The 23459-nt window shown below is 71.4% G+C and carries 17 protein-coding genes, 1 tRNA gene and 1 pseudogene; 8 read left to right on the forward strand and 11 right to left on the reverse strand.

Going from position 1 to position 23459, the window contains the following annotated elements:
• The first annotated feature begins 1 nt into the window (after position 1).
• The 4 genes from ACGFWI_RS13970 to ACGFWI_RS13985 all read left to right on the forward strand — a co-directional run bounded on the left by ACGFWI_RS13970 (position 2) and on the right by ACGFWI_RS13985 (position 5353).
• Positions 2-1495: a protein phosphatase 2C domain-containing protein gene (locus tag ACGFWI_RS13970; RefSeq protein WP_393906199.1), complete on the forward strand. Its 1494-nt coding sequence runs from the start codon at positions 2-4 to the stop codon at positions 1493-1495.
• Between the two features lie 244 nt (positions 1496-1739).
• Positions 1740-3092, forward strand: coding sequence for a VWA domain-containing protein (locus ACGFWI_RS13975; RefSeq protein WP_393906200.1), 1353 nt, complete (start codon positions 1740-1742; stop codon positions 3090-3092).
• A gap of 60 nt (positions 3093-3152) precedes the next feature.
• Positions 3153-4817 carry an FHA domain-containing protein gene (locus tag ACGFWI_RS13980; protein WP_393906201.1) on the forward strand — a complete coding sequence of 555 codons (1665 nt, stop codon included), beginning with the start codon at positions 3153-3155 and terminating at the stop codon, positions 4815-4817.
• Between the two features lie 131 nt (positions 4818-4948).
• Positions 4949-5353, forward strand: coding sequence for a globin (locus ACGFWI_RS13985; RefSeq protein ID WP_393906202.1), 405 nt, complete (start codon positions 4949-4951; stop codon positions 5351-5353).
• A 186-nt stretch (positions 5354-5539) separates the two neighbouring features.
• On the opposite strand, the gene ACGFWI_RS13990 is transcribed toward ACGFWI_RS13985, so the two are convergent.
• The 7 genes from ACGFWI_RS13990 to ACGFWI_RS14020 form a co-directional block, all read right to left on the reverse strand.
• Positions 5540-6271 (reverse strand): hypothetical protein, encoded by a 732-nt coding sequence (locus ACGFWI_RS13990; RefSeq protein ID WP_393906203.1) that lies wholly within the window; start codon positions 6269-6271, stop codon positions 5540-5542.
• Entirely contained in the window at positions 6268-6702 is a 435-nt protein-coding gene (locus tag ACGFWI_RS13995; RefSeq protein ID WP_393906204.1) for an acyl-CoA thioesterase, read from the reverse strand. The genes ACGFWI_RS13990 and ACGFWI_RS13995 overlap by 4 nt, the downstream gene beginning before the upstream one ends.
• A 5-nt stretch (positions 6703-6707) precedes the next feature.
• Positions 6708-8372: an energy-dependent translational throttle protein EttA gene (ettA, locus tag ACGFWI_RS14000; RefSeq protein ID WP_393906205.1), complete on the reverse strand. Its 1665-nt coding sequence runs from the start codon at positions 8370-8372 to the stop codon at positions 6708-6710.
• Between the two features lie 463 nt (positions 8373-8835).
• A complete protein-coding gene (locus ACGFWI_RS14005) occupies positions 8836-10233 on the reverse strand; it encodes an LAETG motif-containing sortase-dependent surface protein (RefSeq protein WP_393906206.1) in 1398 nt (465 codons plus the stop codon).
• A 225-nt stretch (positions 10234-10458) separates the two neighbouring features.
• A complete protein-coding gene (locus ACGFWI_RS14010) occupies positions 10459-11223 on the reverse strand; it encodes a single-stranded DNA-binding protein (RefSeq protein ID WP_393906337.1) in 765 nt (254 codons plus the stop codon).
• A gap of 182 nt (positions 11224-11405) precedes the next feature.
• Entirely contained in the window at positions 11406-13445 is a 2040-nt protein-coding gene (locus ACGFWI_RS14015) for a YfjP family GTPase (protein ID WP_393906338.1), read from the reverse strand.
• A gap of 443 nt (positions 13446-13888) precedes the next feature.
• The gene (locus ACGFWI_RS14020; RefSeq protein WP_393906207.1) at positions 13889-15925 is read right to left on the reverse strand and encodes an ATP-binding protein; all 2037 of its coding nucleotides are present in this window, start codon (positions 15923-15925) and stop codon (positions 13889-13891) included.
• A 302-nt stretch (positions 15926-16227) separates the two neighbouring features.
• Here ACGFWI_RS14020 and ACGFWI_RS14025 point away from each other — a divergent pair.
• Positions 16228-16300: transfer RNA gene (locus tag ACGFWI_RS14025), tRNA-Arg, on the forward strand.
• An 811-nt stretch (positions 16301-17111) separates the two neighbouring features.
• Here ACGFWI_RS14025 and ACGFWI_RS14030 read toward each other — a convergent pair.
• Positions 17112-17201 (reverse strand): annotated as a pseudogene (locus ACGFWI_RS14030) (maleylpyruvate isomerase); the annotation flags it as partial.
• Positions 17202-17583: 382 nt separating this feature from the next.
• Positions 17584-19986, reverse strand: coding sequence for an LPXTG cell wall anchor domain-containing protein (locus tag ACGFWI_RS14035; protein ID WP_393906208.1), 2403 nt, complete (start codon positions 19984-19986; stop codon positions 17584-17586).
• Between the two features lie 195 nt (positions 19987-20181).
• On the opposite strand from ACGFWI_RS14035, the gene ACGFWI_RS14040 reads away from it, so the two are divergent.
• Both ACGFWI_RS14040 and ACGFWI_RS14045 read left to right on the forward strand, forming a co-directional pair.
• Positions 20182-20715 carry a hypothetical protein gene (locus ACGFWI_RS14040; RefSeq protein ID WP_393906209.1) on the forward strand — a complete coding sequence of 178 codons (534 nt, stop codon included), beginning with the start codon at positions 20182-20184 and terminating at the stop codon, positions 20713-20715.
• 549 nt (positions 20716-21264) lie between these two features.
• Positions 21265-21633, forward strand: a complete 369-nt coding sequence (locus tag ACGFWI_RS14045) for a TerD family protein (protein WP_393906339.1) — start codon at positions 21265-21267, stop codon at positions 21631-21633.
• Positions 21634-21843: 210 nt separating this feature from the next.
• Here ACGFWI_RS14045 and ACGFWI_RS14050 read toward each other — a convergent pair whose 3' ends face one another.
• Positions 21844-22050 carry a hypothetical protein gene (locus tag ACGFWI_RS14050; RefSeq protein ID WP_393906210.1) on the reverse strand — a complete coding sequence of 69 codons (207 nt, stop codon included), beginning with the start codon at positions 22048-22050 and terminating at the stop codon, positions 21844-21846.
• Positions 22051-22154: 104 nt separating this feature from the next.
• On the reverse strand, positions 22155-22631 hold the full coding sequence (locus tag ACGFWI_RS14055; protein WP_393906340.1) for a DUF6194 family protein: 477 nt from the start codon (positions 22629-22631) through the stop codon (positions 22155-22157).
• A 47-nt stretch (positions 22632-22678) separates the two neighbouring features.
• On the opposite strand from ACGFWI_RS14055, the gene ACGFWI_RS14060 reads away from it, so the two are divergent.
• Positions 22679-23428: a MerR family transcriptional regulator gene (locus tag ACGFWI_RS14060; RefSeq protein WP_393906211.1), complete on the forward strand. Its 750-nt coding sequence runs from the start codon at positions 22679-22681 to the stop codon at positions 23426-23428.
• The last annotated feature ends 31 nt before the right edge of the window (positions 23429-23459 follow it).

The following is a 23459-nucleotide window of genomic DNA, read 5'->3' on the forward strand; positions in this document are numbered from 1 at the left end:
CATGGGTGTGACTGGGCCGTCCCGGTGTCCGGGCTGTGACGAACCGCTGGATGCGGGAGACAACTTCTGCGGGCGGTGCGGCGCCGCTCTCCTGGCGCCCGCCGCGCCGCCGGCGTACGGCGCCGCGCCCGCGGCCGGCGCCCCCGCCGTACCGCCCCTGCCGCCGCTGCCGCCGGCGCCCCCTGTGCCGCCCGCTCCGGCCGGGCCGCCGCCCGCGCCCGCGGTGTCCGGTGGGACGGGTCCGGCCGGACCGCCGCCCCCTCCGGACCCGCAGTCCCTTCTCCCGTACGGGGACGCGGGCGCACCGCCGATGCCGGGCCACGCCCCGACGGTGCCCGGCCGTGCGCCCTCGGTGCCCGCTCCCGCAGCGGTGACCGACCCGCCGCCGGCCGCCGATCCGCGCGTCGTCGGCTACGAGGCGGTCGCCGACGCGGCGGCCGCGGAGTCCGGTGCGCCGGGCGCGGAACGGGGGGCGCCCGGCGCGGCCCCCGCTGCGCCGGACACGGAACCCGGCACGCCCGCCGCGCCCTCCGGTGCGCCCGCCGCGGACGGGGCGCCGTCCGCCACCCCCGCCCGGGGCACCCCCCTCTGTGCCGCCTGCCGGTCCGGTGCCGTGGGGGCGGACGGCTACTGCGAGCGCTGCGGCCACGCCCAGCCCTGCGGACGTGACCACATGGAAAGCGAGTTGGCGGGCATCGCGGCGGTCAGCGACCGGGGCCACCGGCACCACCGCAACGAGGACTTCTTCGCGCTCCGGGCCGCCGCCCTCCCGGACGGCACCCCCGCCGTGGTCGCGGTGGTCTGTGACGGTGTCTCCTCGGCGACCCGCCCGGACGAGGCGTCCACGGCGGCGTCCGAGGCCGCCGGGGAGGCGCTGCTCGCGTCGCTGCCGCGCGGTACGCACCCCCAACAGGCCATGCACGACGCCATCCTGGTGGCCTCCTCGGCGGTCGACGCGCTGGCCGCCGACCCCTCCTCGGCGCATGACGAGCACCGCCGGCAGAACGCCCCGGCCTGCACCTTCGTCGGTGCGGTGGTCGGCGGCGGGCTGCTGACCGTCGGCTGGGTCGGCGACAGCCGCGCCTACTGGATCCCCAACGACCGTTCGGCACCGCCCGCCCGGCTCACCGAGGACGACTCCTGGGCCGCCCAGATGGTCGCCAACAACCTGATGTCCGAGGCCGAGGCGAATGCCGACGAGCGTGCGCACGCCATCACGGGCTGGCTCGGCGCCGACGCCTACGAGATCGAGCCGCACACCGCCACGTTCAAGCCGGACGGGCCCGGTGTCGTGGTGGTGTGCACCGACGGGCTGTGGAACTACGCGGAGTCCGCGGAGCAGATGGCCGCGGCGCTGCCGTACGACGCTCCCAGCCGGCCCCTGAGCGGCGCCCGCACGCTGGTCACCCACGCCCTCGACGGCGGCGGGCACGACAACGTAACGGTGGCGCTGGTGCCGTTCCCCGCACCCGCGGTGCGGGCAGAATCGGCCTGACCAGCTCAAAACCGAACGAGTCGGGCGCCGGTGAGGCGCCCGGCAGAGGCACCACCGGCCAGGCAGGGCGCGCCGGCTGTGCGTTGCGGCGCGCCCCACGCCACGTACGAGGCCGCACGCACGAGGGACGAAGCGCCGCGCACCACGAGCCATGCACGGCGCGCATCACGCACGACGCACCACGTACGACGCGGCACGGCACGGCACCGATCGACCGGTTACGGCGTCTCAAGGAGCGGAACGGATGGCCAACTTCACCAAGTCCCGTGTGCCACGTTTCTCCGCCGAGGTGTACCAGAACCCGTACCTGCCCGAGGGCGGGCGCGAGGTGCACGCCATCGTCACGGTCACCGCGACCGGGGGCGGCACGACCGGGGGCCGGCCGGTCACCGCGGCGGGCACCGGCGGGCCGGACGCCGGCGTGGTGATCATGGTGGACTGCTCCGGATCGATGGATCATCCGCCGACGAAGATGCGCGGCGCCCGTGAGGCGACGGCCGCCGCCATCGACACCGTGCGCGACGGTGTCGGCTTCGCCGTGGTGGCCGGAACGCACCGGGCCGCCGAGATCTTCCCCGGCGGCGGCCGGCTGGCCGTGGCCGGTGCGGCCACCCGTGCGCAGGCAAAGGATGCGCTGCGGAAGCTGAGCGCCGTCGGTGGCACCGCCATCGGGACCTGGCTGCGGCTGACCGACCGGCTACTGTCGTCCGCCGAGGCCGGCATCCGGCACGCCGTCCTGCTCACCGACGGCCGCAATGAACACGAGTCGCCGCAGGAGCTGCGCGCCGCCCTGGACGCCTGCTTCGGCTCCTTCACCTGCGACGCCCGCGGCGTCGGCACGGACTGGGACGTCAAGGAGGTCACCGGCATCGCCTCGGCGCTGCTCGGCACCGCCGATATCGTCGCCGATCCGGCCGGCCTCGCCGCCGACTTCACACAGATGATGGAGAAGGCGATGGGCAAGGAGATCGCCGATGTCGCTCTGCGGCTGTGGACCCCGCTGGGCGCCGAGACCGTCTTCGTCAAGCAAGTGGCACCCACCGTGGAGGACTTGACGGGCCGGCGCAGGGACTCCGGTCCGCGGTCGGGGGACTATCCGACCGGCTCCTGGGGCGACGAGTTCCGCGACTACCACCTGTGCCTGCGGGTCCCGGCCGCCGCCGTCGGCCAGGAAATGCTGGCCGGCCGCGTCTCGTTGATCACCTCCGCGCCGGACGGCCTCGCCTCGCCCGCCACCCCGCCGCAGCCCCTGTCACAGGGGCTCGTACGGGCCGTGTGGACGGATGATGTGACCGTCTCCACATCGATCAATCCGCAGGTCGCGCACTACACAGGACAGGCGGAACTGGCACACGCCATCCAACAGGGGCTGGATGCGCGCAAGTCGGGCGATATCGACAGTGCCACGGCGAAACTGGGCCGTGCGGTACAGCTCGCCGGTGCCTCGGGGAACGAGGAGACTGCGAAACTGCTTGCGAAGGTGGTGGACGTCGTCGATGCGACGACCGGTACTGTGCGACTGAAGGCGAAGGTCGCCGAAGCGGACGAGATGACTCTTGAGACCCGCTCGACGAAGACCGTTCGCGTGAAGAAATAGCCACGATCAGTACCGAGCAGTACCACCGAAGCAAATCGGTACGGAGGGGGAAGAACCGACATGCCGACCTGCCCGAGCGGCCACCAGTCGGTGGCCGAAGACTGGTGCGAGGTGTGCGGCCAGCGGATGGCGGGCGCTGTCCCCCCGCCGCCCTCCCTGCCTGCAGGTTTTCTGAACACGCCGCCGCCCGGCCAGCCCGGCCCGCCCCCGGGGCAGCCCGGCCCGCCTCCAGGGCAGCCGGGTCCCCCGCCCGGACAGCCCGGTCCGCCGCCCGGTGGTCCCGGCCCCGGCTTCGGTGGCCCCGGCCCCGGCGGTCAGGACGGCCATGGCGGTCAGGGCGGCTATGGCTTCCCGCCCCCCGCACCCGGCCCCGACCCCCAGAGCGGCCAGGGCGGGTACGGCTTCCCGCCGCCCGCACCCGGCCCCCAGGGCGGACCCGGCCCCGGCGCTCCCGGCCCCGGCCCCCAGGGCGGCCACGGCGGGTATGGCTTCCCACCGCCCGCACCCGGCCCCCAGGGTGGACCCGGTCAGCCCGGTCAGCAGCCCGAGACGTGCCCGCAGTGCGGTACTCCGCGTGAGGCGATGGCGCCGTTCTGTGAGGCGTGCCGCTACAACTTCCTCACCAACTCCCCGACGTCCTACGCCCCGCCGCCCGGCGGGCAGCCGGGACCGCAGGGCGGCCAGGGCGGCTACGGCTTCCCGCCGCCGGCACCGGGCCCGCAGGGCGGCCAGGAAGGCTACGGCTTCCCACCGCCGCAGCAGCCCCAGCCCCCGCAGCAGCACGGCATGCCCCCCGGTGGTCCCGGTCAGCCCGGCCCCGGCGGCTTTCCCGACCAGGGGCCCGGCGGCTTTCCTGACCAGGGACCCGGCGCCTTCCAGGGACCCGGCGGCTTCCCTGACCAGGGACCCGGCGGCTTCCCTGACCAGGGACCCGGCGGCTTCCCCGGCCCGCCCCCCGGCATGCCCGGCCCCGGCCCGGCCGGTCAGCCCGGCCCGCCGCCGCAGCAGCAGGGCGGCGACGACTGGACGCTGAATCCGCCGAGCGCCCAGGCCGGCCCCCCGCCGATGGCACCCGCGCCGCCCGGACCGGGCCCGCAGGCCCCGTACGAGCAGCAGCAGCCCGCACCGTTCCCGCCGCAGCAGCCGCAGGCTCCGTACGAACAGCAGCAGCCGCAGGCTCCGTACGAACAGCAGATGCCGCAGGCTCCGTACGAGCAGCAGATGCCGCCGCAGCAGCAGCCCGGACCGGACCAGCAGTGGAACGGCGGCCCCGGCCAGGGGCCCGCGGCGCCGCCGCAGGGTCCGCCGCCGGTCGTCGGCAACGGCTGGGTGGTGGCGATCGCGCCGGACCGCGAGTACTTCATGGCGATGATGGGCCGCAGCGGCCCGGAGGCGGCGGGGCTCAATCTGCCCTCGTACTCCCCCGAGCAGGTACTCCCGCTCGCCAACGGCCAGATCGCGGTCGGCCGTCGCCGGAACAGCACCGGCGAGGCCCCGGACGTCGATCTGGGCAGCGCGCCGGAGGACCCGGGCGTCTCGCACCAGCATGCGCTGCTGGTGCAGCAGCAGGACGGCAGCTGGGCAGTGGTGGACCAGAACTCGACCAACGGCACGACGGTCAACCTCGCCGAGGACCCCATCCAGCCGTATGTGCCGGTACCGCTCCATGAGGGCGACCGGGTGCATGTCGGTGCGTGGACGACGATGACCGTCCGCCGCGGCTGACCGGCCACCGACCGCGAAGCGGCCCCGGGGGCGTGATCAACCGGTCACGCCCCGGCCGCATTTCCGGCCGTCGCCGGCCTCTCCGTCCTACGACCGAAGTCCTCGGCCGGGACGTCTGCCACCATGGACGGGTGAACAAGATTCCACGCGGCACGCTTGAGGAGCAGACCTTCTACGAACAGGTCGGTGGCGAGGAGACCTTCCGGCGCCTGGTGCACCGCTTCTACCAGGGAGTCGCCGAGGACCCGCTGCTGCGGCCGATGTACCCGGAGGAGGACCTGGGCCCTGCCGAGGAGCGGCTCGCGCTCTTCCTCATGCAGTACTGGGGCGGCCCCCGTACGTACAGCGACGGGCGCGGACACCCCCGGCTGCGGATGCGGCACGCCCCCTTCACCGTCGACCGGGCCGCCCACGACGCGTGGCTGCGCCACATGCGGGACGCGGTGGACTCCCTCGGCCTGTCCGAGGCACACGAGACGCAGCTGTGGGACTACCTCACGTACGCGGCCGCCACGATGATCAACGCCGCGGACTGAGAAACGCGTCACACCGGGCCGGCCTCCGTACGGAACCGGTCCGGCCGAGGCCCGTTCCAGCTCACCCGGCAGCGGGCGACGGCCCTTCCGGAGAGAGCGGCCCGTCTTCGCGCGGAGCGACCCGGCGGCACGGTCGCCGGGCCGCAGCCCGGCACGGTGCACCCACGTCCTGCGGCAACCGCCTCGTCAGGCGGGCGTCACCGTGAGCCCCGACAGCCCGGTCAGCCCTGCCGGGCCCCCGGTCCGTACGGCGATCGACCCGTACGGGGTGCTCAACCGCAGCCAGCCGCCCGCGGACAGCAGGCTCAGCGGCTGGGGCTGCGGTGCACGGCCGGCGGCTCCGGGAGCCGTACCGCCCCCCACGAGCGCACCGGCCCGCACCGGCCGCAGAAAGCCCAGCGACTGCGCGGCATGGGCGGCGCGCAGCGGAAGAGGGGTGTCGCCGAGGGTGCGCGACCAGATCTCCCGGCCGATACGGTCCCGTTCGCTGCGGGTGCGGTGCTGCGGCGGCGACGCCTCGTCCCGGGCGCGGAATTCGGCGACCGCGGCGGCCACCGCACGCACCAGCTGCTCGGGCGCGGGCAGTCCCGGCACCCGCTGCCAGCCGCCGCGCGGGGGCAGCAGCCCGGTCCACGGCGGGCCGGTGACGGAGGCGGGCACGGTCAGCTCGTCCGCCGACTCCGCGATGCCTTCGAGGAGTTCACCGGCGGAGACCGTCCGGTCCAGGGCGGTGTCGTCGGCGAGCCGGGCGGTGCGGATCGCCAGCACCTCGAAGGACGGCGGGCGGCCGAAGACGGCGAGCACGCCGCCGCCGGCCTGGAGGCGTACCGCGGCGGCCTTGTCGTAGTGGATCAGCCGGGCGAGGAAGGCGGCGAGGTCCGCCGCCTCCCCCGCGTCGGCCAGTTGCAGCGCCGTCATACCGCGACGGCCCCCTCCTGGTGCGACGCGTCCGCCAGATACTCCTTGAGGATCGCCTTCTCCTCCGCGGTGATGCGGCGGGGGCGCTCCTCGGCGAAGTTGAACGGGACGACGACGGTCGAGGCCCGCAGGTAGAGGGTGTCCTCGTCCTTGACCTCGTAGCCGACCGTCATCGACGCCGCGCTGATCTTCGTCACCCACAACTCGATGGTCACCGGGGCGGGCCGGTGCACCAACGGCCGCACATAGTCGATCTCGTGCCGGGCGACGACCGAGCCGCCCGTGAACGACGGGCTGCCGTCCCCGGGCGCCAGACCACGCATGAAGTCGATCCGCGCCTCCTCGAGGTAACGGACGAACACCGCGTTGTTGACATGGCCGAACGCATCCATGTCCGACCAGCGCAGGGGGCAGGAGTAGAGGTGACGCATGCCGGTCAGCCCCGGGTGAGCTTCTTGTACGTGGCGCGGTGCGGGCGGGCCGCATCCGCACCGAGGCGCTCGACCTTGTTCTTCTCGTACGAATCGAAGTTGCCCTCGAACCAGAACCACCTGGATTCGCCCTCGTACGCCAGGATGTGGGTGGCGACGCGGTCGAGGAACCAGCGGTCGTGGGAGACGACCACGGCGCAGCCCGGGAACTCCAGGAGCGCGTTCTCCAGCGAGGACAGGGTCTCGACGTCGAGGTCGTTGGTCGGCTCGTCGAGGAGCAGCAGGTTGCCGCCCTGCTTGAGGGTGAGCGCCAGGTTGAGGCGGTTGCGCTCACCGCCGGAGAGCACACCGGCCGGCTTCTGCTGGTCCGGGCCCTTGAAGCCGAAGGCGCTCACGTAGGCGCGCGAGGGCATCTCGACCTGGCCGACGTTGATGTAGTCCAGCTCGTCGGAGACCACGGCCCACAGGGTCTTCTTGGGGTCGATGTTCTCTCGGCTCTGGTCGACGTAGGAGATCTTGACGGTCTCGCCGACCTTGATGTCGCCGGAGTCGGGGGTCTCCAGGCCCTGGAGCATCTTGAACAGCGTGGTCTTGCCGGCGCCGTTCGGGCCGATGACGCCGACGATGCCGTTACGCGGCAGCGTGAAGCTCAGGTTCTCGATCAGGACCTTCTCGCCGAAGGCCTTGTTGAGCTTGTCGACCTCGACGACGACACTGCCCAGGCGCGGGCCCGGCGGGATCTGGATCTCCTCGAAGTCCAGCTTCCGCATCTTGTCGGCCTCGGCGGCCATTTCCTCGTAACGGGCAAGGCGCGACTTGGACTTGGCCTGCCGCCCCTTGGCGTTGGAGCGGACCCACTCCAGCTCGTCCTTCAGACGCTTGGCACGCTTGGCGTCCTTCTGGCCCTCGACCTTGAGGCGGGAAGCCTTCTTGTCGAGGTACGTGGAGTAGTTGCCCTCGTAGGGGTGCAGGCGGCCGCGGTCGACCTCGCAGATCCACTGGGCGACGTGGTCGAGGAAGTACCGGTCGTGGGTGACGGCGACGACGGTGCCGGGGTACTTGGCGAGGTGCTGCTCCAGCCACTGCACGGACTCGGCGTCCAGGTGGTTGGTGGGCTCGTCGAGCAGCAGCAGGTCGGGGGACTCCAGCAGCAGCTTGCACAGCGCGACGCGGCGGCGCTCACCACCGGAGAGGGTGGTGACCGGCCAGTCGCCGGGCGGGCAGCCGAGCGCGTCCATGGCCTGCTCGAGCTGGGTGTCCAGGTCCCACGCGTTGGCGTGGTCGAGGTCCTCCTGGAGCTTGCCCATCTCCTCCATCAGCGCGTCGGAGTAGTCGGTCGCCATGAGCTCGGCGACCTCGTTGAAGCGGTGGAGCTTGCCCATGATCTCGGCGGCGCCGTCCTGCACGTTCTGCAGCACCGTCTTGGACTCGTCCAGCGGCGGCTCCTGCAGGAGCATGCCGACGGTGTAGCCCGGGGAGATGAACGCGTCACCGTTCGACGGCTGCTCAAGACCAGCCATGATCTTCAGCACCGTGGACTTACCGGCGCCGTTGGGACCCACGACACCGATCTTTGCGCCGGGCAGGAAGCTCAGCGTCACGTCATCGAGGATGACCTTGTCGCCGTGCGCCTTGCGCGCCTTGCGCATCGTGTAGATGTACTCAGCCAAGAGAAACCGTCCGGCAGATTGGATCGATCAGGGTCTGTGCGGCACCGCCCCCGGGCCATTGTGCGCCGTGACCGAGGGAGGGCAGATACACCCCATCTTGCCGTACGGCTGCGCTCTGGCGGAAACGAGTAGGTCAGAGCGCCCCTGCTCAGCACTGACCTGCTACGACACGGTGTCCGCTCGGTCGCCCTCCGTCAGCGTCGGTCGCCGGCGGGCGGGCCTTTCTTCTTTGTCCGCCGTCCGCCCCCTGGGCCGCTCCTTCCCCCGGGGGAAGGAGCGGCGCCGAGGCGGCGGACGCCAGCGGCCCCGGAGCGTCGCTGCGCTCCGGGGCCTTGGGTTACTCGATCGACTGCCGCCCGCTCACCGTGAGGTCACCGAGCGGCCGCCGATATTCACTGCGCGCCGGGTCTCACCGGCTCCGGCCAGGTATCACCGGACGCCGGGTTCCGCCGGGTGCCCGGTGTCACTGGGCGGGGGTGCCGGCCTTCTTCTTGCGGAGGAAGAACACCGCGCCGCCGCCGACCACGACGAGGACAACCGCGACGCCCGCGATCATCGGGGTGGCGTTGCTGGAACCGGTCTCGGCGAGGTCGCCGCCCTTGTCGCCGCCCGTGCTGCCGCCGACCGAGGCCGGGCTGGGCTGGCTGGAGGGCTTGCCGCCGCCGCTGCCGGCGGTCTTGCAGTCCAGGACCCCGGAGAAGGTCTTCTTGAAGCCGCCCTCACCCTTGATCGTGATGTTGTACGGCTGGTCCTCGGCCACCGGGACGGTCACGGTCTGCGACTTGCCCGGGGCGATCTCGTAGTCCTTGCCGGAGAGCTGGAAGCGGAAGGCCTCATCGCCCTTGTTGGCCGCCGTGACATCCACGCCGCCCTTGGCGCAGTTCTTCTCGGCGGTGATCGCCGGGATGGCACCCTGCTTCTTCCAGGAGACCGTGGCGGCCGCGGAGACCGTGGACTCGCTGGAGCCGGCCAGGATCTGGGTCTGGCTCTTGGCGTGCTCACCGATGCCGGTGAAGGCACGGCCGACCGGGACCTTGGTGGCGGCCTGCGCGGTCAGCGAGGTGCTGCCGTCGGCGGCGCCCTTGGGCACGTCGAAGAACAGCTGGGTGCCGTCGGCGGCGCTGGTGACCGGCTTGCCGTCCTTGCCGACGACCTTCACACCGGCCGGCACACCGGCGGCCGGGGAGACCGTGACGCTGTCGGCGTTGGTGTGCACGGTGACCGGGCCGAGCTTGCTGCCGGACTTGCCGGAGACAGCCGGCGGGTCCAGCGTCAGCGACGCCTTGGGCTCGCCGACGTTCTGCGCGTTCTTCTCCAGGTACGCGGCGAGCTTCTCGGCCGCCGGGTCGACCGCGTCCACCTTGGCGTGGTCGGAGAAGCGCCAGATCGCGACCTGGGTACCGGCCGCGGCGGTCTTCTCGGTGAGGTTACCGGCGCCCGACTTGGAGGCGAGCGCGGCCAGGTCGTTCACCTGCGGGTACGAGTTCTGCAGAATCCAACGGATCTTGCCCGCGTCCCCGTTGTTGTGCAGCGACGAGGCGCTCCAGGGCACTTCCTGGTACTTCGCCTGTTGCTGCGTCGGGTTGTGGATGTCGATGCAGTACGTCTGGAGCGTGCCGCCGTTGTCGACCGCCATCTCGAAGAGGCCGGCGCCTACGCGCTGGTCCCCTCCGTCGTTGTGCACGACCGCCTGGTCGAAGGTCTTCAGACCGCCCAGCGTGGCGGTGGCACCCCCATGCGTGGGGGTGGTCTCGTCCGCCGCGGCAGTTCCCGCGGTGGCTATCGCACCCGCCGCGACCAGGCCCGAGGCCAAGACCGCGGCGGCAAGGCGAGCTGCGCCCCGCCTCTTCATCGAAAGCATGAAATTCCCCTCTGGGCGAGGCGGGAGAGTGGGAGAGGATGCCTCGCCGGAAAGATCCCAAGAACTCAACAGCCGAACAGGTCAGCCCCCGTGAGTACTTGTCGGATCTTATGGAGCAGGTGCATCAGGGTCCCCAGTAATGGCATCCCATAAGCGATCCGAATCGTAATCGTTACCGGCAGCGGGCACCCTGACCTGGCATTATCGACAAATCCCCGGGATGTTTCAGGACACAGCGGCCTTCCGGGGCGAATGGGTTGCCCGTGAGGTCGGCGGAATGGCGGCGTCCAGGGGCTCGGCCGGTGGCGAAATCGCGGCGGTCGCCGTTCTCTTGGCGCCGGCCGACCTCTTGGCAGGGGTCCGCAGCCCAGCCTGTTCCGACGCCTCCGCGGGCGTCGGAACCCGGGCCTGTGTGGGTACCTCCGCAGGTGTGGGTGGCTCAGCAGGTGTGGGTGGCGTCCCGGCCGGCGGCGCTTCCCGTGTTGTCTGCGACCCGACGGCGCTCGGCGGTGTCCGGCCGGCGGGCAACATCCCCTCCCCGGCCTCTTGTTGTTCCGGTCCCCCTTGTCGCGACGGTCGTGAGGGGTGCGGTGACGGGGACGGTCCGTGGTCCGCTTCCGTACGCGCCGGCCGGGCGGCTCTCCGGAACGCGGCGGTGCCGCGCGCGAGATCGTGGCCGATCGCGACGGCGTCGACCTCCGCCGAGAACCAGCGCTGCCCGCCCCGTTCAGGAGACTGCTCCCCTTCCCGCAGCCGCAAGCGCCCCTGGACGACGAGCGGTTCCCCCACCGCCACCGAGGCCGCGACATTGTCGGCGAGCGCACGCCACGACCGGACCGTATAGAAACTCGTCCCCCCGTCGGTCCACCGCTCCTGCGCCCTGTCCCACCGACGGGACGTCGCGGCCAGCCGGAACCTCGCCACCGTCACCCCCGCCGTCGTCTGCCGGTGCTCCACCGCTGTCGCGGCATTCCCCACCAGCGTCACCATCGTGTCGTGCACGGAACATGCCTCCCCCGCGTCATGCGCTCGCTCCCGTCCTGTGCCGCTCGCGCTGCGTTGACCTCATGCTGCACGGCTGCGGCGGGCGCCGCGGCGGCTTGTGGACGGGTGGCCGGCTGTGGACAACCCGGCCACCCGGGAGAGGGAATCCGCCGTCACGCGCCCACCCGTCAGGAGCCCGACGCCACCGCGTACTGCTCCCGTACCTCGCGATAGCGCAACAGCTCGGCGGCGACCGGTTCCAGGACGCGCGCCCGTCCGCACCCGGCCGCCGCACTCCGCAGCCGCCGCTCGGCGTCCTGCCCGTAGCGCCTGGCCGGGCCGCGTGCCACCACCCGGCACAGCCACGCCAGCGCCGGCCCGCCCACCGAACCGAGAAGGGCCGGCAGCAGCCCGGAGACCCAACCCGCCGCGTCGCCCGCGCCCGTGACCGCCGCCAGCAACCAGAGCAAACCGACGACTTGGAGTACGGACAGCAGCCCCTGCAGCCAGGCGGCAACCGTCCACCACCGCGGTTTCACGGCCGGCCCGCCCCGCAGCGGCTCCTCGGCATCCGCGGCCACCTTGTCCAACGCCTCCGGCAGCCCGTAGGCGCCCCGGTCCGCCGCCTCCCGCACCGCCTGGGCCCAGGGCGCCGGCAAGCCGTGCGCCGCCTCACCGGCCACGGTGCGTACGGCCTGCTCCACCACGGGCCGCGCCGCCGCCCGTCCGTCGACCGCCGGCCCACCTCCCTCACCGGCCCCGGTACCGACCGGCGGCAGATGCCCGGACACCCCCTGCCGCCCGGCAAAACTCCGCCGCAGGCCGCCGCGCCACGGAGCGGCCCGACCGGCACTGGACTGAACGGCACCGGACTGACCAGTACCGGCCCTCCCCGCATCGGTCCCGCCGGTACCGGTGGTCCTGCCGGTACCAGTGGTCCGCCCCGTACCTGTGGTCCGCCCTGCCTCGCCGCGTCCCGCGCAGAACTGTCCCGTGGCGGCCCGTCCGCCGTCGCCCCGTCCCGCTCCCGTCCGCCCCGTACGGGCCCGCCGCGCACCGGCCCGTCCACCATCCGTCCTCCGGGCGCCCGTCGGCTCTCCCCCGAACGCCCCGGTGCCCGTCGTCTCCACCCCGGAGCCGCGGGTCCCCCACCGGCTCCCCCGCCACCCCCGCATCCGCGCCCACGGTGACCCGCACGCCCGCTCCGCATACCGCAGCCAATCGCGCTCCGCCGTACGCCCGGTGGCCACCGCCCCGACCGCCTCCGCCAGCCGGTCGTCGAACTCCGCCCGGGCCCCTTCGGTCAGCCCGACCGGGCTCTGCGCCACATAGACCGACCGCAACCGCTCGGCCGCCGCATCCACATCCGCCGCCAGCCGCCGGTCCGCCGCGCCCCGCTCCACGACGAACTGGCCGAGCGCCTCCCGCAGTTCGCCCACCCCCCTGCCCGTCGCGGCGGACAGCGCGAGCACCGCCGCCCCGGGCTCCCCGTGCTCGCCGAGCGCCAGCCCGTCCTCGTCCAGCAGCCGGCGCAGATCGTCCACCACCTGGTCGGCGGCGTCCCCGGGCAGCCGGTCCACCTGGTTGAGGACGACGAACATGACCTCGGCGTAGCCCGCCAACGGCCGCAGATACCGCTCGTGCAGCACCGCATCCGCGTACTTCTCCGGATCCACCACCCAGATCACCGCGTCCACCAGCTCCAGCATCCGGTCCACCTGAGCGCGGTGCTCGGTGGCCGAGGAGTCGTGGTCGGGCAGGTCGATCAGGATGAGTCCGTGCAGTTCGGAGCTGCCGTCCGCCGGTGCGTGCCGCCGGTGCGCGGGCACGCCCAGCCGGTGCAGCAGCCCCTCAGCGCCCTCCCGGCTGCCCGGCCAGACACAGGCCACCGGCTCCGCGGTCGTCGGCCGCCGCGGCCCGGCCTGTGAACGGTTCGCCCCGGCCAGCGCGTTGAACAGCGACGACTTACCGCTGCCGGTCGCCCCCGCGATGGCGACGACGGTGTGCTCACCGGACAGCCGGTAGCGCTCGTCGGCCGTCTCCAGCACCCGCCCGGCTCCCTCCAGGGCCCGCCCGTCCAGCCGGGTCCGGGACAGCGCGATCAACTCGCGCAAGGCATCCAGCCGTCCGCGCAGCCCGCCTCCCACGCCCCGGCGCCCGCCGTCCGCGACCCACCGGTACGCGCCCCCGCTCCCGCCCGCACCCGCCGGCGAACGCGGCGGAATCATCGCCTCACCACGGGAGTCGGCACGTGACGCGCCGTACGCCCGCGCGCCTGACCCGACGTGGGCCCCGCCCGACGCCACACCCGTCACCACAGGCGTCGCCGCCCGCTCCTCGCCCACTGCCTGCCGCACCACCGACCGTGGCACACCCCCGCCCCGCGCCCGCCGCGCAATCAACCCGTCGTCCCACGCCCCACCCGCCACCACCGCCCGTACGACCGACTCCGCCCCCACGTCCGTCTCCCGCTCCCCCACGGGCTCCACGAGCTCCCCGGCCCCTCCGTCCTCCGCAAGTCCTACGGACCCCACCGGCACCTCACACACCGCCGACATCACGCCCTCCGCCGACGTCACACACACCACCGGCCTCTCACCGGCCTCCCCACCCCCCGCTTCACGCCCCTTCCCCACACCCTCCCCGGAACCAGCAGCCACCTCGGAAACGCTCACCCCGACACCTCCTCCTTCTCCATCGCTCTCTGCCGCTCGTCCTCGTTCCGCTTCTGCTTCTGCTTCCGCTTCGCCGGCTCCTCCTGTTTCTCCCGCTGCAATACGGACAGCGCGGCGATCAGCTCCGCCTGTTGGTCCAGTGGCACGGTGAGCTGGTCCAGCGGTGCCAGCCGTCGCTCGCGCTCACCGTCCAGGGCGCGCTCCACGTACGTGGCCAACAGCCGGGCACCCCGCTCACAGAGCCGCAGCGCGGTCTGGGCCCCCAAGAGATCGGCGAGGTTCTCGCCCGCCGTACGGGCCCGGCGACCGCCGAGCAGGGCGGTGGCCAACAGCGCCGCCGACTCCTCCGGCTCCACCGACCCCGCCCGTTCACCGGCCTGCCCGGCTCGCGCCTCACGGGTCTCCTCCTCGGCCAGCTCCTCCAGACAGCGCCGCCAGCGCCGGACGATCACGCCGAGCCGTCCGCCCGCGCCCGCGGCGGACGACAGCGAGACCTCGGCCGCCGCGGGATCGCGCCGCCAGGCTTCCGCGGCCCGCTCGTCGGCCTCCTCCACGGCGCAGGTCAGCAGCGAGGTGAGCCCATGGGTCAGCGCGTCGAGCAGCTCGTCCGAGTGGCCGTCGAGCCCATGGTCACGCCAGTGGGCCCGTGCGTCCCCGGACAGCACCTCACCCGCCGCGACCTCCTGCCGTACCCGCTCCGCGGCACGCTCGTACGCCTCCTCGACCCGGCCGGCCAGCCGCAGCGCCGCGGCGTGCTGAGCGGCGGCGGCCCCGGCCAGCGCGGGCAGCCGGCTGCGCAGCGAAGCGATCACCCCGGCGGCCGTTCGGTCCGCGGCGGCGGCGCGGGCCACGGGGTCCTGGGCATGCCGCTCCAGCCAGTCCCGCAGCGCCGCCACGGCCGTGGCGGGCAGCAGCCCGCTCCCGCCGCCGGCCGACTCGGGCAGCTCGGGAATGGTGAACCGCGGGACGTGGCCGAGACCGGCCCGCTGGAGAAGTTCCGCGTACCGCCCGGAAATGTCCGTGGCGATCTGATGCGGCACCCGGTCCAGCACGGTCACCAGCGTGACGTCGTACTCCTTGGCCGTACGCAGCAGATGCCAGGGCACCGCATCCGCGTACCGGGCAGCCGTCGTGACCAGCACCCATACATCCGCCGCACAGATCAGCTCCGCGGCCAGCTCCCGGTTCCGCGCGACCAGCGAATCGATGTCCGGGGCATCCAGCAACGCCAGCCCACTGGGCAGCGCCCGATCCGTCTCGATCCGCACCGTGAGCAACCCCGGCTCGCCGCCGCTCCCCGCCGCGCCCGCACCCGGGCCGCCGCCCAGGCCTACGCCGCTGCCACCCCCCACACCGTCGTACGCCGCACCGTCTTCGGTCCCGTAGCCATCACCGCCCGCACCGACACCGGCCTCCCGCCCCCCGACCGCATAGCCATAGCCATACGCCGCGCCCTGCTCACCACGCTCCTGTTCCTCCCGCCGCGGCCCCGGGCCATGCGCCGTACGGGACCCATGGGCCACCCGCACTCCCTGCCCGCCGGCCGCCCCGCGCGCACCGCCGGGCGCCACCCCGCCCACGCCGTGCACCCCGTAGTCACCCCGGCCCAGGCCGTCACCCGCCGCGTACTCGCTCTCACCGCCGTCGTCCTGCTCAGGGACCCACACCCGGGCGAGCTGCGGCAGGACACGTGGTCCGGCGAACCAGTGGAGATCATCGGGATGACAGACCAGCACCGGTGTACGCGTCGTCGGCCGCAACACCCCCGCCGCCGAGATCCGCCGCCCCACCAGCGAATTCACCAGCGTGGACTTGCCCGCCCCGGTCGATCCGCCGATCACTGCGAGCAGTGGGGCCTGAGGGGAGCGCAGGCGGGGAATCACATAGTCGTCGAGTTGGGCGAGGAGCTCGGCCCGGTTGCGCCGGGCCCGGGCAGCGCCCCGAAGTGGCAGTGGAAAGCGTGCGGCGTCGACGCGGTCGCGCAGAACGGACAGTGCGTCGATCAGCCGGGGTCGTACGTCCAAGGTCGCCACATGTGCAGAATGCCCAATTTCGTTGGGTTTTTGAAGCGTATAACCCCTTGTGCGCGCCGCGAGAACCCCCACAGAACGGGATGAGTGATGCATAGGACGTTCGCGACAAGTGAGGTACAGGCATAACGAGTGCACAACACCCGCCGCACGAGACGCCAAAAGCGGTGCAGGATTCGTACCTGCCTGCGATTATCGGGACCGCTTCACCGAACCTCCACAACGTGCCACGGAGGTGAAGCAACCGGGACGAGGCACCCGGACCTCTATCCTTGTCCGCGGTCCGTGATCCACGTCCACACCCGGCCCCCGTAGCTCAGTGGATAGAGCAGGTGCCTTCTAAGCACTTGGCCGCAGGTTCGAGTCCTGCCGGGGGCGCTTTTCAAGACCCTTCCTTCGGGAGGGTCTTTTTGCTGGTCAGAGGCCATTTCTTGACCTGGGAGCTCTTGTTGCGGAGCGGGCCGGATCAGCCGGGACTGTCCGGCTGGAACCCGTCCGGGGCGGGTTTTGGCGGCTGTTCTTCCCGAAAACGTCCCGAAGTTTTGGTGTGCCCGCTGGCTTTGCGCGCCCGGCTCACCGGGGACCGGGGGAGTCGCTTCGGGCCCCGAGACAACGGGACAGCACGCATCGGCTGCGTCTCTGCCCCTTCTCCTCGCCTGAACGACGTACGGACATAGCGGTAGGGCCCGGCCGTAGCCGGGCCCTACCGAAAAGAAGCGCACTGTCGCCGCCACGACCAGTGTCCGGCGCTCGGAACAAGAGGCACGAGCCGCGATCAGCGTGCGCGGCCCGGCGCCCTGGGAGGAACTGGAAGGGGTAAGTCCAAAGGGCCTGATGCCAGCGAGCGGTCGCGGTGATATGACGGCCCTGGCGTTACGCAGCGGCGTCCGCTGCGGTGTGACGCAACGGCGGCGGCGAAGGGGGCGTTGCGGGTGGCACACGCGTGGCCACGGCCGGAGATCACGCGGTCCCTGATGGCTTGCTCAGGGGCAGTTGAACCTCGGCTGCCTTCTCCGGCTGACGGTGGCGATGCCGGCCGCGACGTGGCCGACGGGAAGCGCGGAGCCTACCGCCAGTTCGCCCGGGGTTGCGGTGCGTCGGCGCGGCCTGAGCCGCTGCAGGGCGGGTGCCACCACAGCACACGAGGAAGGCCCCACCGTCACCCCCTGCCGGAAGTGCCAGTCCGTGCGGAGCAGCCTGTGGGCTGCGCGAAGTCCTCGTCCGGGAGTTCGCCGGCCGCCGTGCGCAACGCCGTCCAAGAGCGTGAGAAGAGATCCACATCGGCAAGGTAGTGCGGTGCCGCAATGGCGGACAAGCACATGGTGGGCGGTCGGCCGTGCAACCAGACGGTCGGCTCGTGTCAGAGGCGGGTGAGGAGGCGTTCGGTGGGGTTCGCAAAAGAGGCCGGAGAATTCGGCGGCGTGCCGGACGCGGTAGCGGACGGTGTTGGCCTTCTGCAGGGAAGGGCTGAGCCGCCTACTGGTGCTTTCACGCTACGCGCGAGCACCAGCGCCTCTCCCCCACACCCGACCAGCAGGACTACGACCTGACTGCTTGATCACAATCTGCACCCGAAACGAGCCGCACCCAAAAGATATCGGCCCCCAAACCGCTCGGGAGCGGTTTGGGGGCCGGGCTAGTGGGTGCTGATTGTTGCCGGATCAGTCCTCGGCGGTCTTACGGCGGCGCATCCACCAGATCAGGGCGGCGCCGGCTGCGGCGAGCGCGGCTGCGATGCCCGTGATCAGGCCGACTGGGGTGTTGGATCCGGTGTTCGGGAGGCTTCCGTCCGGGGCCTTCGGCGGTACGGACGGGTGCTCACCGCCGCCGGTCGGCGGGGTGCTGGGTGCCGGTGTGTGGGTGGTCGGCTGGGTGGAAGGGTCCTTCGTCGGCGTCGGCGTCGGGGTGGGGTCCGGCTGGCCGCCGTCCGGGAGCCGGCCGGAGCCGTTGCCGCCGAGGTAGGCGGTCTCGGTGTTGCGGTAGGACGTCTCCGCGCGCACGGACGTCTTGGTGGTGGTGTCCAGGCGCGGGTGCTCGATCTGGAAGCGAATCCGGCTGATCTTCCGCTCGGGCTGCTTGGAGAAGTCCACGCCGCCCATGATGCAGATCTTCTGCTGCCCGTTGTACTCGCACGGGTAGCTGTAGTCGCCCTTGGTGAATGACTTCACGTAATCGTCGTAGGTCTGGCGCGGGGTCCAGTTCTTGTTGGCATCCCGCAGCGGCCACCGCTTGACGGTGTTGCTGTTGATGATCGGGTGGAAGTCGGAGGGGCGGTCCTTGTCCTGCTGACGGATGTACTCCGCGGCCACGCGGGACTTGTAGACGCGCCGCAGGTCCTTGTACTCGGGAGAGCTGTTCACCTTCTTCTCGACGTCCGGGAGGATGTACTGGTTAACCAGTCGCTGGGAGGTCTGGACCTGAGCTTTGGTCAGGTCGCACTTGCCGTTGGGGCTGGGCGTGGTGAAGTCGATCGGCGCGGACTTGACCTTGAGCGGTGCGTCCAGGATGTAGATGCCGTTCTCGTCCACGCGGACCTTGGCCGGCTTGGGCACGATCCAGTTCCGTATGGAGTGCCCGCAGGGCAATCCCGCAGCCCGCATGGCGTCCCAGTACTTCTTGCCGGGGTCCTTGCGGGGGTCCATGTCGCGGGCGTAGTCGTGCTTCATCTGAAGGTCGGCCTGGAGCAGGACACGGCCGGCGTCGGTCTTCCCGAACGTCGGGTCCATGATCTTGTCGGGCTGGTCCGGGTTGAGGTTGACCCAGAACTTGTCCGGCGTGAGCGCGAGCCAGGTGAACATGGCGTCGGAGGCGAGCCGGAGCTTGGCCTGTCCGCCGTAGCCGGGCGTGTTGTCCTCGTCGGGCATGTAGCCGGCCTTGAAGGAGTAGTCCAGGCCCTTGCCCTTGACCGGGTTGCCGACGTACTGGAGTTCCAGGGTGGAGAAATCCACGCCCCCGGGGCCGCGTCCAAGAGCGCTGCGTGTGTTGGCGCGAATGTACTCGCGCTGGTACTGCTTGGCTTCCTTGAAGGTCTTGCCGGAGTCGAACGCCGCGCTGTTGATCGGCCCCATGGACCCCTTGTTCGGGTTGGGGTTCATCACCGGGTAAGAGCGGGTGTACTTGGTCTGCTTGAAGACGCCCTTGCCAGTGGCCTGACGCTGGTAGATGCGGACCGGGTTGCCGGCCCGTCCGGGCTCAGCCTGGAGGGCCTTGTTCAGATCACGGTAGTTGGTACGCGTGGCGTTATTGATCTTCTCGCCGGCGTACATGACGAGTTTGTTCTTCGTGAAGTCCTTCTTCGGATCCACCGGATCCTTGTGCCGCAGGATGATCTCGTCGGCCTTGTACTGGTGGCGCCGGTACTTGCCGTCGGACTTGAACTCGCCGAACTGGCCCTTGTTCTGGTTGTAGGCGTCGTACTTGCGGCGGGCGACGAGCTTGCCGTCCTTGTCGCGGATCTCGACGGTGACTTCACACAACCAGTCCGGACCGACCATGTTGAAGTCCTTGACGGTCTTGCGTTCGAAAGCCGAGCCCTTGTGGTTGTTCTGCTGGTTGGTGATGTACTTGTTTTTCAGCCAGCGCTTGAAGTCCTTCGTGGGGCGACTGGCGGTCACCTGGTTCCGCTTGTGGCGGGCGTAGATCGCCATCGCCTTGTCGTCCGCGTCGCCGGACTTGGCGTACTTGGCGTCCCAGTCGGCGATTTCCTTGTCGAGAGACTTCTTGTCGGTGCCCTTGATCTGGGCCTTCTGCTGCGGCGTGGGAGGCGGAAGCGCGTCGAATCCCTTGGCGTCGTGACCGAAGAAGTACTCCTCGGGCAGGCCCTGGTGAACGTCGTACTGGCCGCTTCCGGGCGCTCCGGAGTTCGCCGGGGTGCGCGGGAACTTCTTGCCCAGATGCATCTCGTCGCAGCGCTTGCCGGTAGTGAAGTGGGCGGTGTTCCCGGGTGCGGCGAAGCCGGCTCCGGTCAGGCCGGGAAGGCTGGTCACCATGATGCCCGCACCGGCCAGGACCGCGAGGGCCTTGGGCAGGCGGGATCGTGTGCGTACGCGTAAGTGAGTGATCACGTATGTCCCTGCTTTGGGGGCTCTCGGGACAGGTGGTCGGGCGGTGCGGGCCCCCGTGACATGCCACCGCCAACCCCCCAGAGTAGAGGCACAACTGTCGGATCGCACAACGGATACCGGCTGCAGCATGTTCCAACTCGCCTATTACTGCGGGCAGTTCCCTCGCAGCAGGACCAGTTGCTTACAGTGACATCTATGAGCGACCGCATAGACCACGGCAGCGACCCACGGCAGCACCCGGAGCTGCTGGCGTGGCTGAACGAGCGAGCAGCCACGTTCGAGCGCTGGTCCCAGAGCACCGGCATCGTCGAAGACCTGGACTTCAGCGATGCGTCACTGGAGACGCTGGAAGACCTCGTACGGTCCCGGTACGAGACGCATGAGCAGGTATCGGAGGCCAGGACCGGCGAGTTCATTCAAGGCGCGGTGTGGTACATCGGTGAGCTTCTGCGTCAGCGTTTCGGCATGGTATGGGGCTACGAGCCGTGCCGCCCCGTCGAAGGCACCTCGCCGGCACTGTTCACCGAGCCCGGCGAGTGGGTGACAGAGACCCCGTTCGTGGTCGCCCCAGCGAAACTTCCCGACCACGATGGTGAAGCGTGGTACCCGATGGGCTCGCTGCTCTCCCTGTACGTGGGAGAGGACGACTACGGCCACCCGGTGGAAGAACACCTGCTGGACATGATCGGCACTATCGAAGACGAGATCGACGACGAATACAACGACTGAGCACAGCACGCACACAGAAGGACTCCTCACCGGATTGGGCGATGAGGGGCCCTTCCCGTGTGGGCCGCGCCCAGCGAAACGGCGTCGCGCCTCTCGAACCGGGCCGGCCCTCGCGGCCGAGCCGCTGTCGGGCCGACGCGTACTCGTCCTGGGCGGCACCCACCCGAACGCCGCCGCCACGCGCACCCGCATCGTCGATTTGGGCGGGGCCGCAGCGATCAACCTGTCCGCCGGCGTCACCGACGTGGCCCTCCTCGCAGGCGGTGAAGCAGACCGCCGTATGCGCCGCGTCGACGCCCTGGAGATCCCCACCTACACCGACGAGTGGCTCGACGCCCCTGCCATCGCACGCGTCCCGCACCCGGGCCCCGGACGGCAGGGCCCGCTCGTCCTGCCGCGCGGCGGCGTCGTCGACCTGCCGAACCAGGCGCGTTCATCCCTCTGGCAGCTCACCGCCTCGTGGGCGCAGCAGACCACCTGTGAGGCCGTCCTCGAGACCTGTTCGTCCTCGTCGACGAGGACGAACAGGTCTCCCGCGACGAGGACTTCATCTTCTACGGTGCGCCGGAAAGCCCTGACGGCACGCTGCGTCTGCCGGCCGACGGACCGACCGAACAGACCATCACCGCCGACCTCACCGCGCTTGCGCCCTCGGTCCGCAAGGTCGTGATCGCGGCCGCCCTCGACGGCGCTCCCACCGTCGACGAGGTCGGCGCGATCCAGGTCACCGCGGGGCGCGACAACAGCGCCCGCCCTCTCGCTCAGCCCGCCCTCGACGCAGCGACCACCCAGCGCACCATGCTCCTGGCGGAGAGGTGCCGCAGAGGTCCCGTCTGGCGCCTCCGGGTCATCGGACAGGGCTACGACGACGGCCTCGACGGTCTCGTACGCGGATACGGAGTCGATGTCGAGGAGTGACCGCGGCCCGTCCCCCCCAGGACGGGGCCATGCGCGCGGGTCACCGCGCGCGACGCGGTGGAGGTGGGGGCCGGGGCGGCGCAGCAGCCACTGGCTTCGGCCTGGTTCGCCTCGGGCTCGTCGAGGAGGCTCGCGGCGCCGCACACATCGGTCTCCCGGAAGGTCAACTCGGCTCGTTTGGCGGCCTCGTGGTGGCGGTGGCCTCGGGTGTCAGCGTGCTTCGGCGGTGTTGGGGGGCGTTGGGGCGACTGGGGGTGTCAGGGCGAGGTGGAGGTCGGGCCCGGTGAGGCGGCGGACGTGTTCGACGGTGACCTCTGGAGCCAGTTCGATCAGGGCGAGGCCGGCGGGGGTGACGTCGATGACGGCGAGGTCGGTGATGATGCGTTGGATGCAGGCCAGTCCGGTCAGTGCAAACAATGCCGTGGTTGCCGGGCGCCGCCATCTGGTGACCCCCGCGCCGGAAGCCTGCCGCGCCACCGCAGCCGGTCACCGCCACGTCGTCGCAACCGAGGACCTGACGGTCAAGGCCGAGGGCTCCGTATGCCCTCATACCGCCGCGCGAACCTGGCACCGGCCGCGTCATGGGCGCCGCGGAGAAGGTGCACGACCGTGTCCGTCGTTCTCTCGCCGGGATTGACGACCGCGATCCAGCCGAGGGCCCCGTATACCGGGTGCGGCATCACGCTGTCGGCGGCTGCGTAGTCGCGGGCCCTGGTGAGATTGCCGGGCTCTTCGCCGGTGAGCTCCCGGAACGTCGTACGGGCGACGTGGATGTTCACCCGCCAACGGCCCGGCGCGGCAAGGCCGGAAGCGTCGTCGTCGGGATAGTTCTTGGTGACGATCGTTCCGTACGGTGGGACGTTCTGCGGCAGCTGCCTGTCGGGGGCGTAGTAGAAGAAGGCGTCACCCCAGGTGAGCTCGGGGAAGTCGCCGCCCGGCGCCGGGGCGACCACGAGGGCGCCGGCGAAGCCCCGCACGGCCGCGAGGATCTGTTCCATACTCATGGTTCAAGCATCACCTTCAAGTGCTTATGTGGGGTTGGGCGATGGGCGAGCCGGGGAGCGGTCCGCAGCGGATACCGCTCCGGACCGTCGATGTCGCGAGAGCGTCGGGGTACTCGGTGCAACAGGTTCGCGACCTGGAGCGGCTGGGGGTTCTCCCGCCGGCCGCTCGATCGGACAACGGCTACCGCTCCTACACACCGCTTCATGTGCACGCGCTACGGGCCTATCGAGGGCTCGCGGGCGCCGTGGGGCCTGTCGTGGCCCGGCAGCTGCTCGCGCAGCTGCGCACCGGGACGACCGCGGAGGCGGCCTCGGCGGTCAACGCGGTCCATGTGCGGCTCGCCCGGGAACGCGAGGAGGCTCTGCGCGCGCAGCGAGCGCTGCGCGCGACCCGGGCCGAAGCCCACACGACCGAGTTCGAGCGGGAGAGTGACGCGATGACGATCACGGAGCTCGCCGGAGCGCTCGGCGTACGTCCCTCGACCCTGCGGTTCTGGGAGCAGGAAGGGCTTGTCATGCCCGAGCGGGTGACGTCACTGCGAGCCCGTCGCTACGGTCTGCCGGCCATCGGAGCGGCCCGCATCGTCGTGGCTCTCCGCGGCGCCGGCTACGGGATTCCCGCAGTGCGCGAGATCTTGGGCTCCCTGCACCGGCTCGACGGCGTGGGAGAGGCCCAGCGCATCCTGCGGCAACGCCTGGAGGGGATCGCCACACGAAGCGTGGCGCTGCTCCGGGCGGGCGCGGACCTGGCCGCCGTCGTCGAGTCGGCCCCAGAACCGACGGCCACCTGAGGCCTCTCTTTCGACGCCCTTGTCCCTCCGC

This window comes from Streptomyces sp. NPDC048434 (assembly GCF_043200375.1).
Taxonomy (GTDB): domain Bacteria; phylum Actinomycetota; class Actinomycetes; order Streptomycetales; family Streptomycetaceae; genus Streptomyces.

Bases quoted from the DNA above. Each gene is read 5' to 3' on its own strand.
- ACGFWI_RS13970 (WP_393906199.1), top strand. From the start codon at position 2: ATGGGTGTGACTGGGCCGTCCCGGTGTCCGGGCTGTGACGAACCGCTG.
- ACGFWI_RS13975 (WP_393906200.1), top strand. From the start codon at position 1,740: ATGGCCAACTTCACCAAGTCCCGTGTGCCACGTTTCTCCGCCGAGGTG.
- ACGFWI_RS13980 (WP_393906201.1), top strand. From the start codon at position 3,153: ATGCCGACCTGCCCGAGCGGCCACCAGTCGGTGGCCGAAGACTGGTGC.
- ACGFWI_RS13990 (WP_393906203.1), bottom strand. From the start codon at position 6,271: ATGACGGCGCTGCAACTGGCCGACGCGGGGGAGGCGGCGGACCTCGCC.
- ACGFWI_RS13995 (WP_393906204.1), bottom strand. From the start codon at position 6,702: ATGCGTCACCTCTACTCCTGCCCCCTGCGCTGGTCGGACATGGATGCG.
- ACGFWI_RS14005 (WP_393906206.1), bottom strand. From the start codon at position 10,233: ATGCTTTCGATGAAGAGGCGGGGCGCAGCTCGCCTTGCCGCCGCGGTC.
- ACGFWI_RS14010 (WP_393906337.1), bottom strand. From the start codon at position 11,223: ATGGTGACGCTGGTGGGGAATGCCGCGACAGCGGTGGAGCACCGGCAG.
- ACGFWI_RS14015 (WP_393906338.1), bottom strand. From the start codon at position 13,445: ATGATTCCGCCGCGTTCGCCGGCGGGTGCGGGCGGGAGCGGGGGCGCG.
- ACGFWI_RS14040 (WP_393906209.1), top strand. From the start codon at position 20,182: ATGAGCGACCGCATAGACCACGGCAGCGACCCACGGCAGCACCCGGAG.
- ACGFWI_RS14055 (WP_393906340.1), bottom strand. From the start codon at position 22,631: ATGGAACAGATCCTCGCGGCCGTGCGGGGCTTCGCCGGCGCCCTCGTG.
- ACGFWI_RS14060 (WP_393906211.1), top strand. From the start codon at position 22,679: ATGGGCGAGCCGGGGAGCGGTCCGCAGCGGATACCGCTCCGGACCGTC.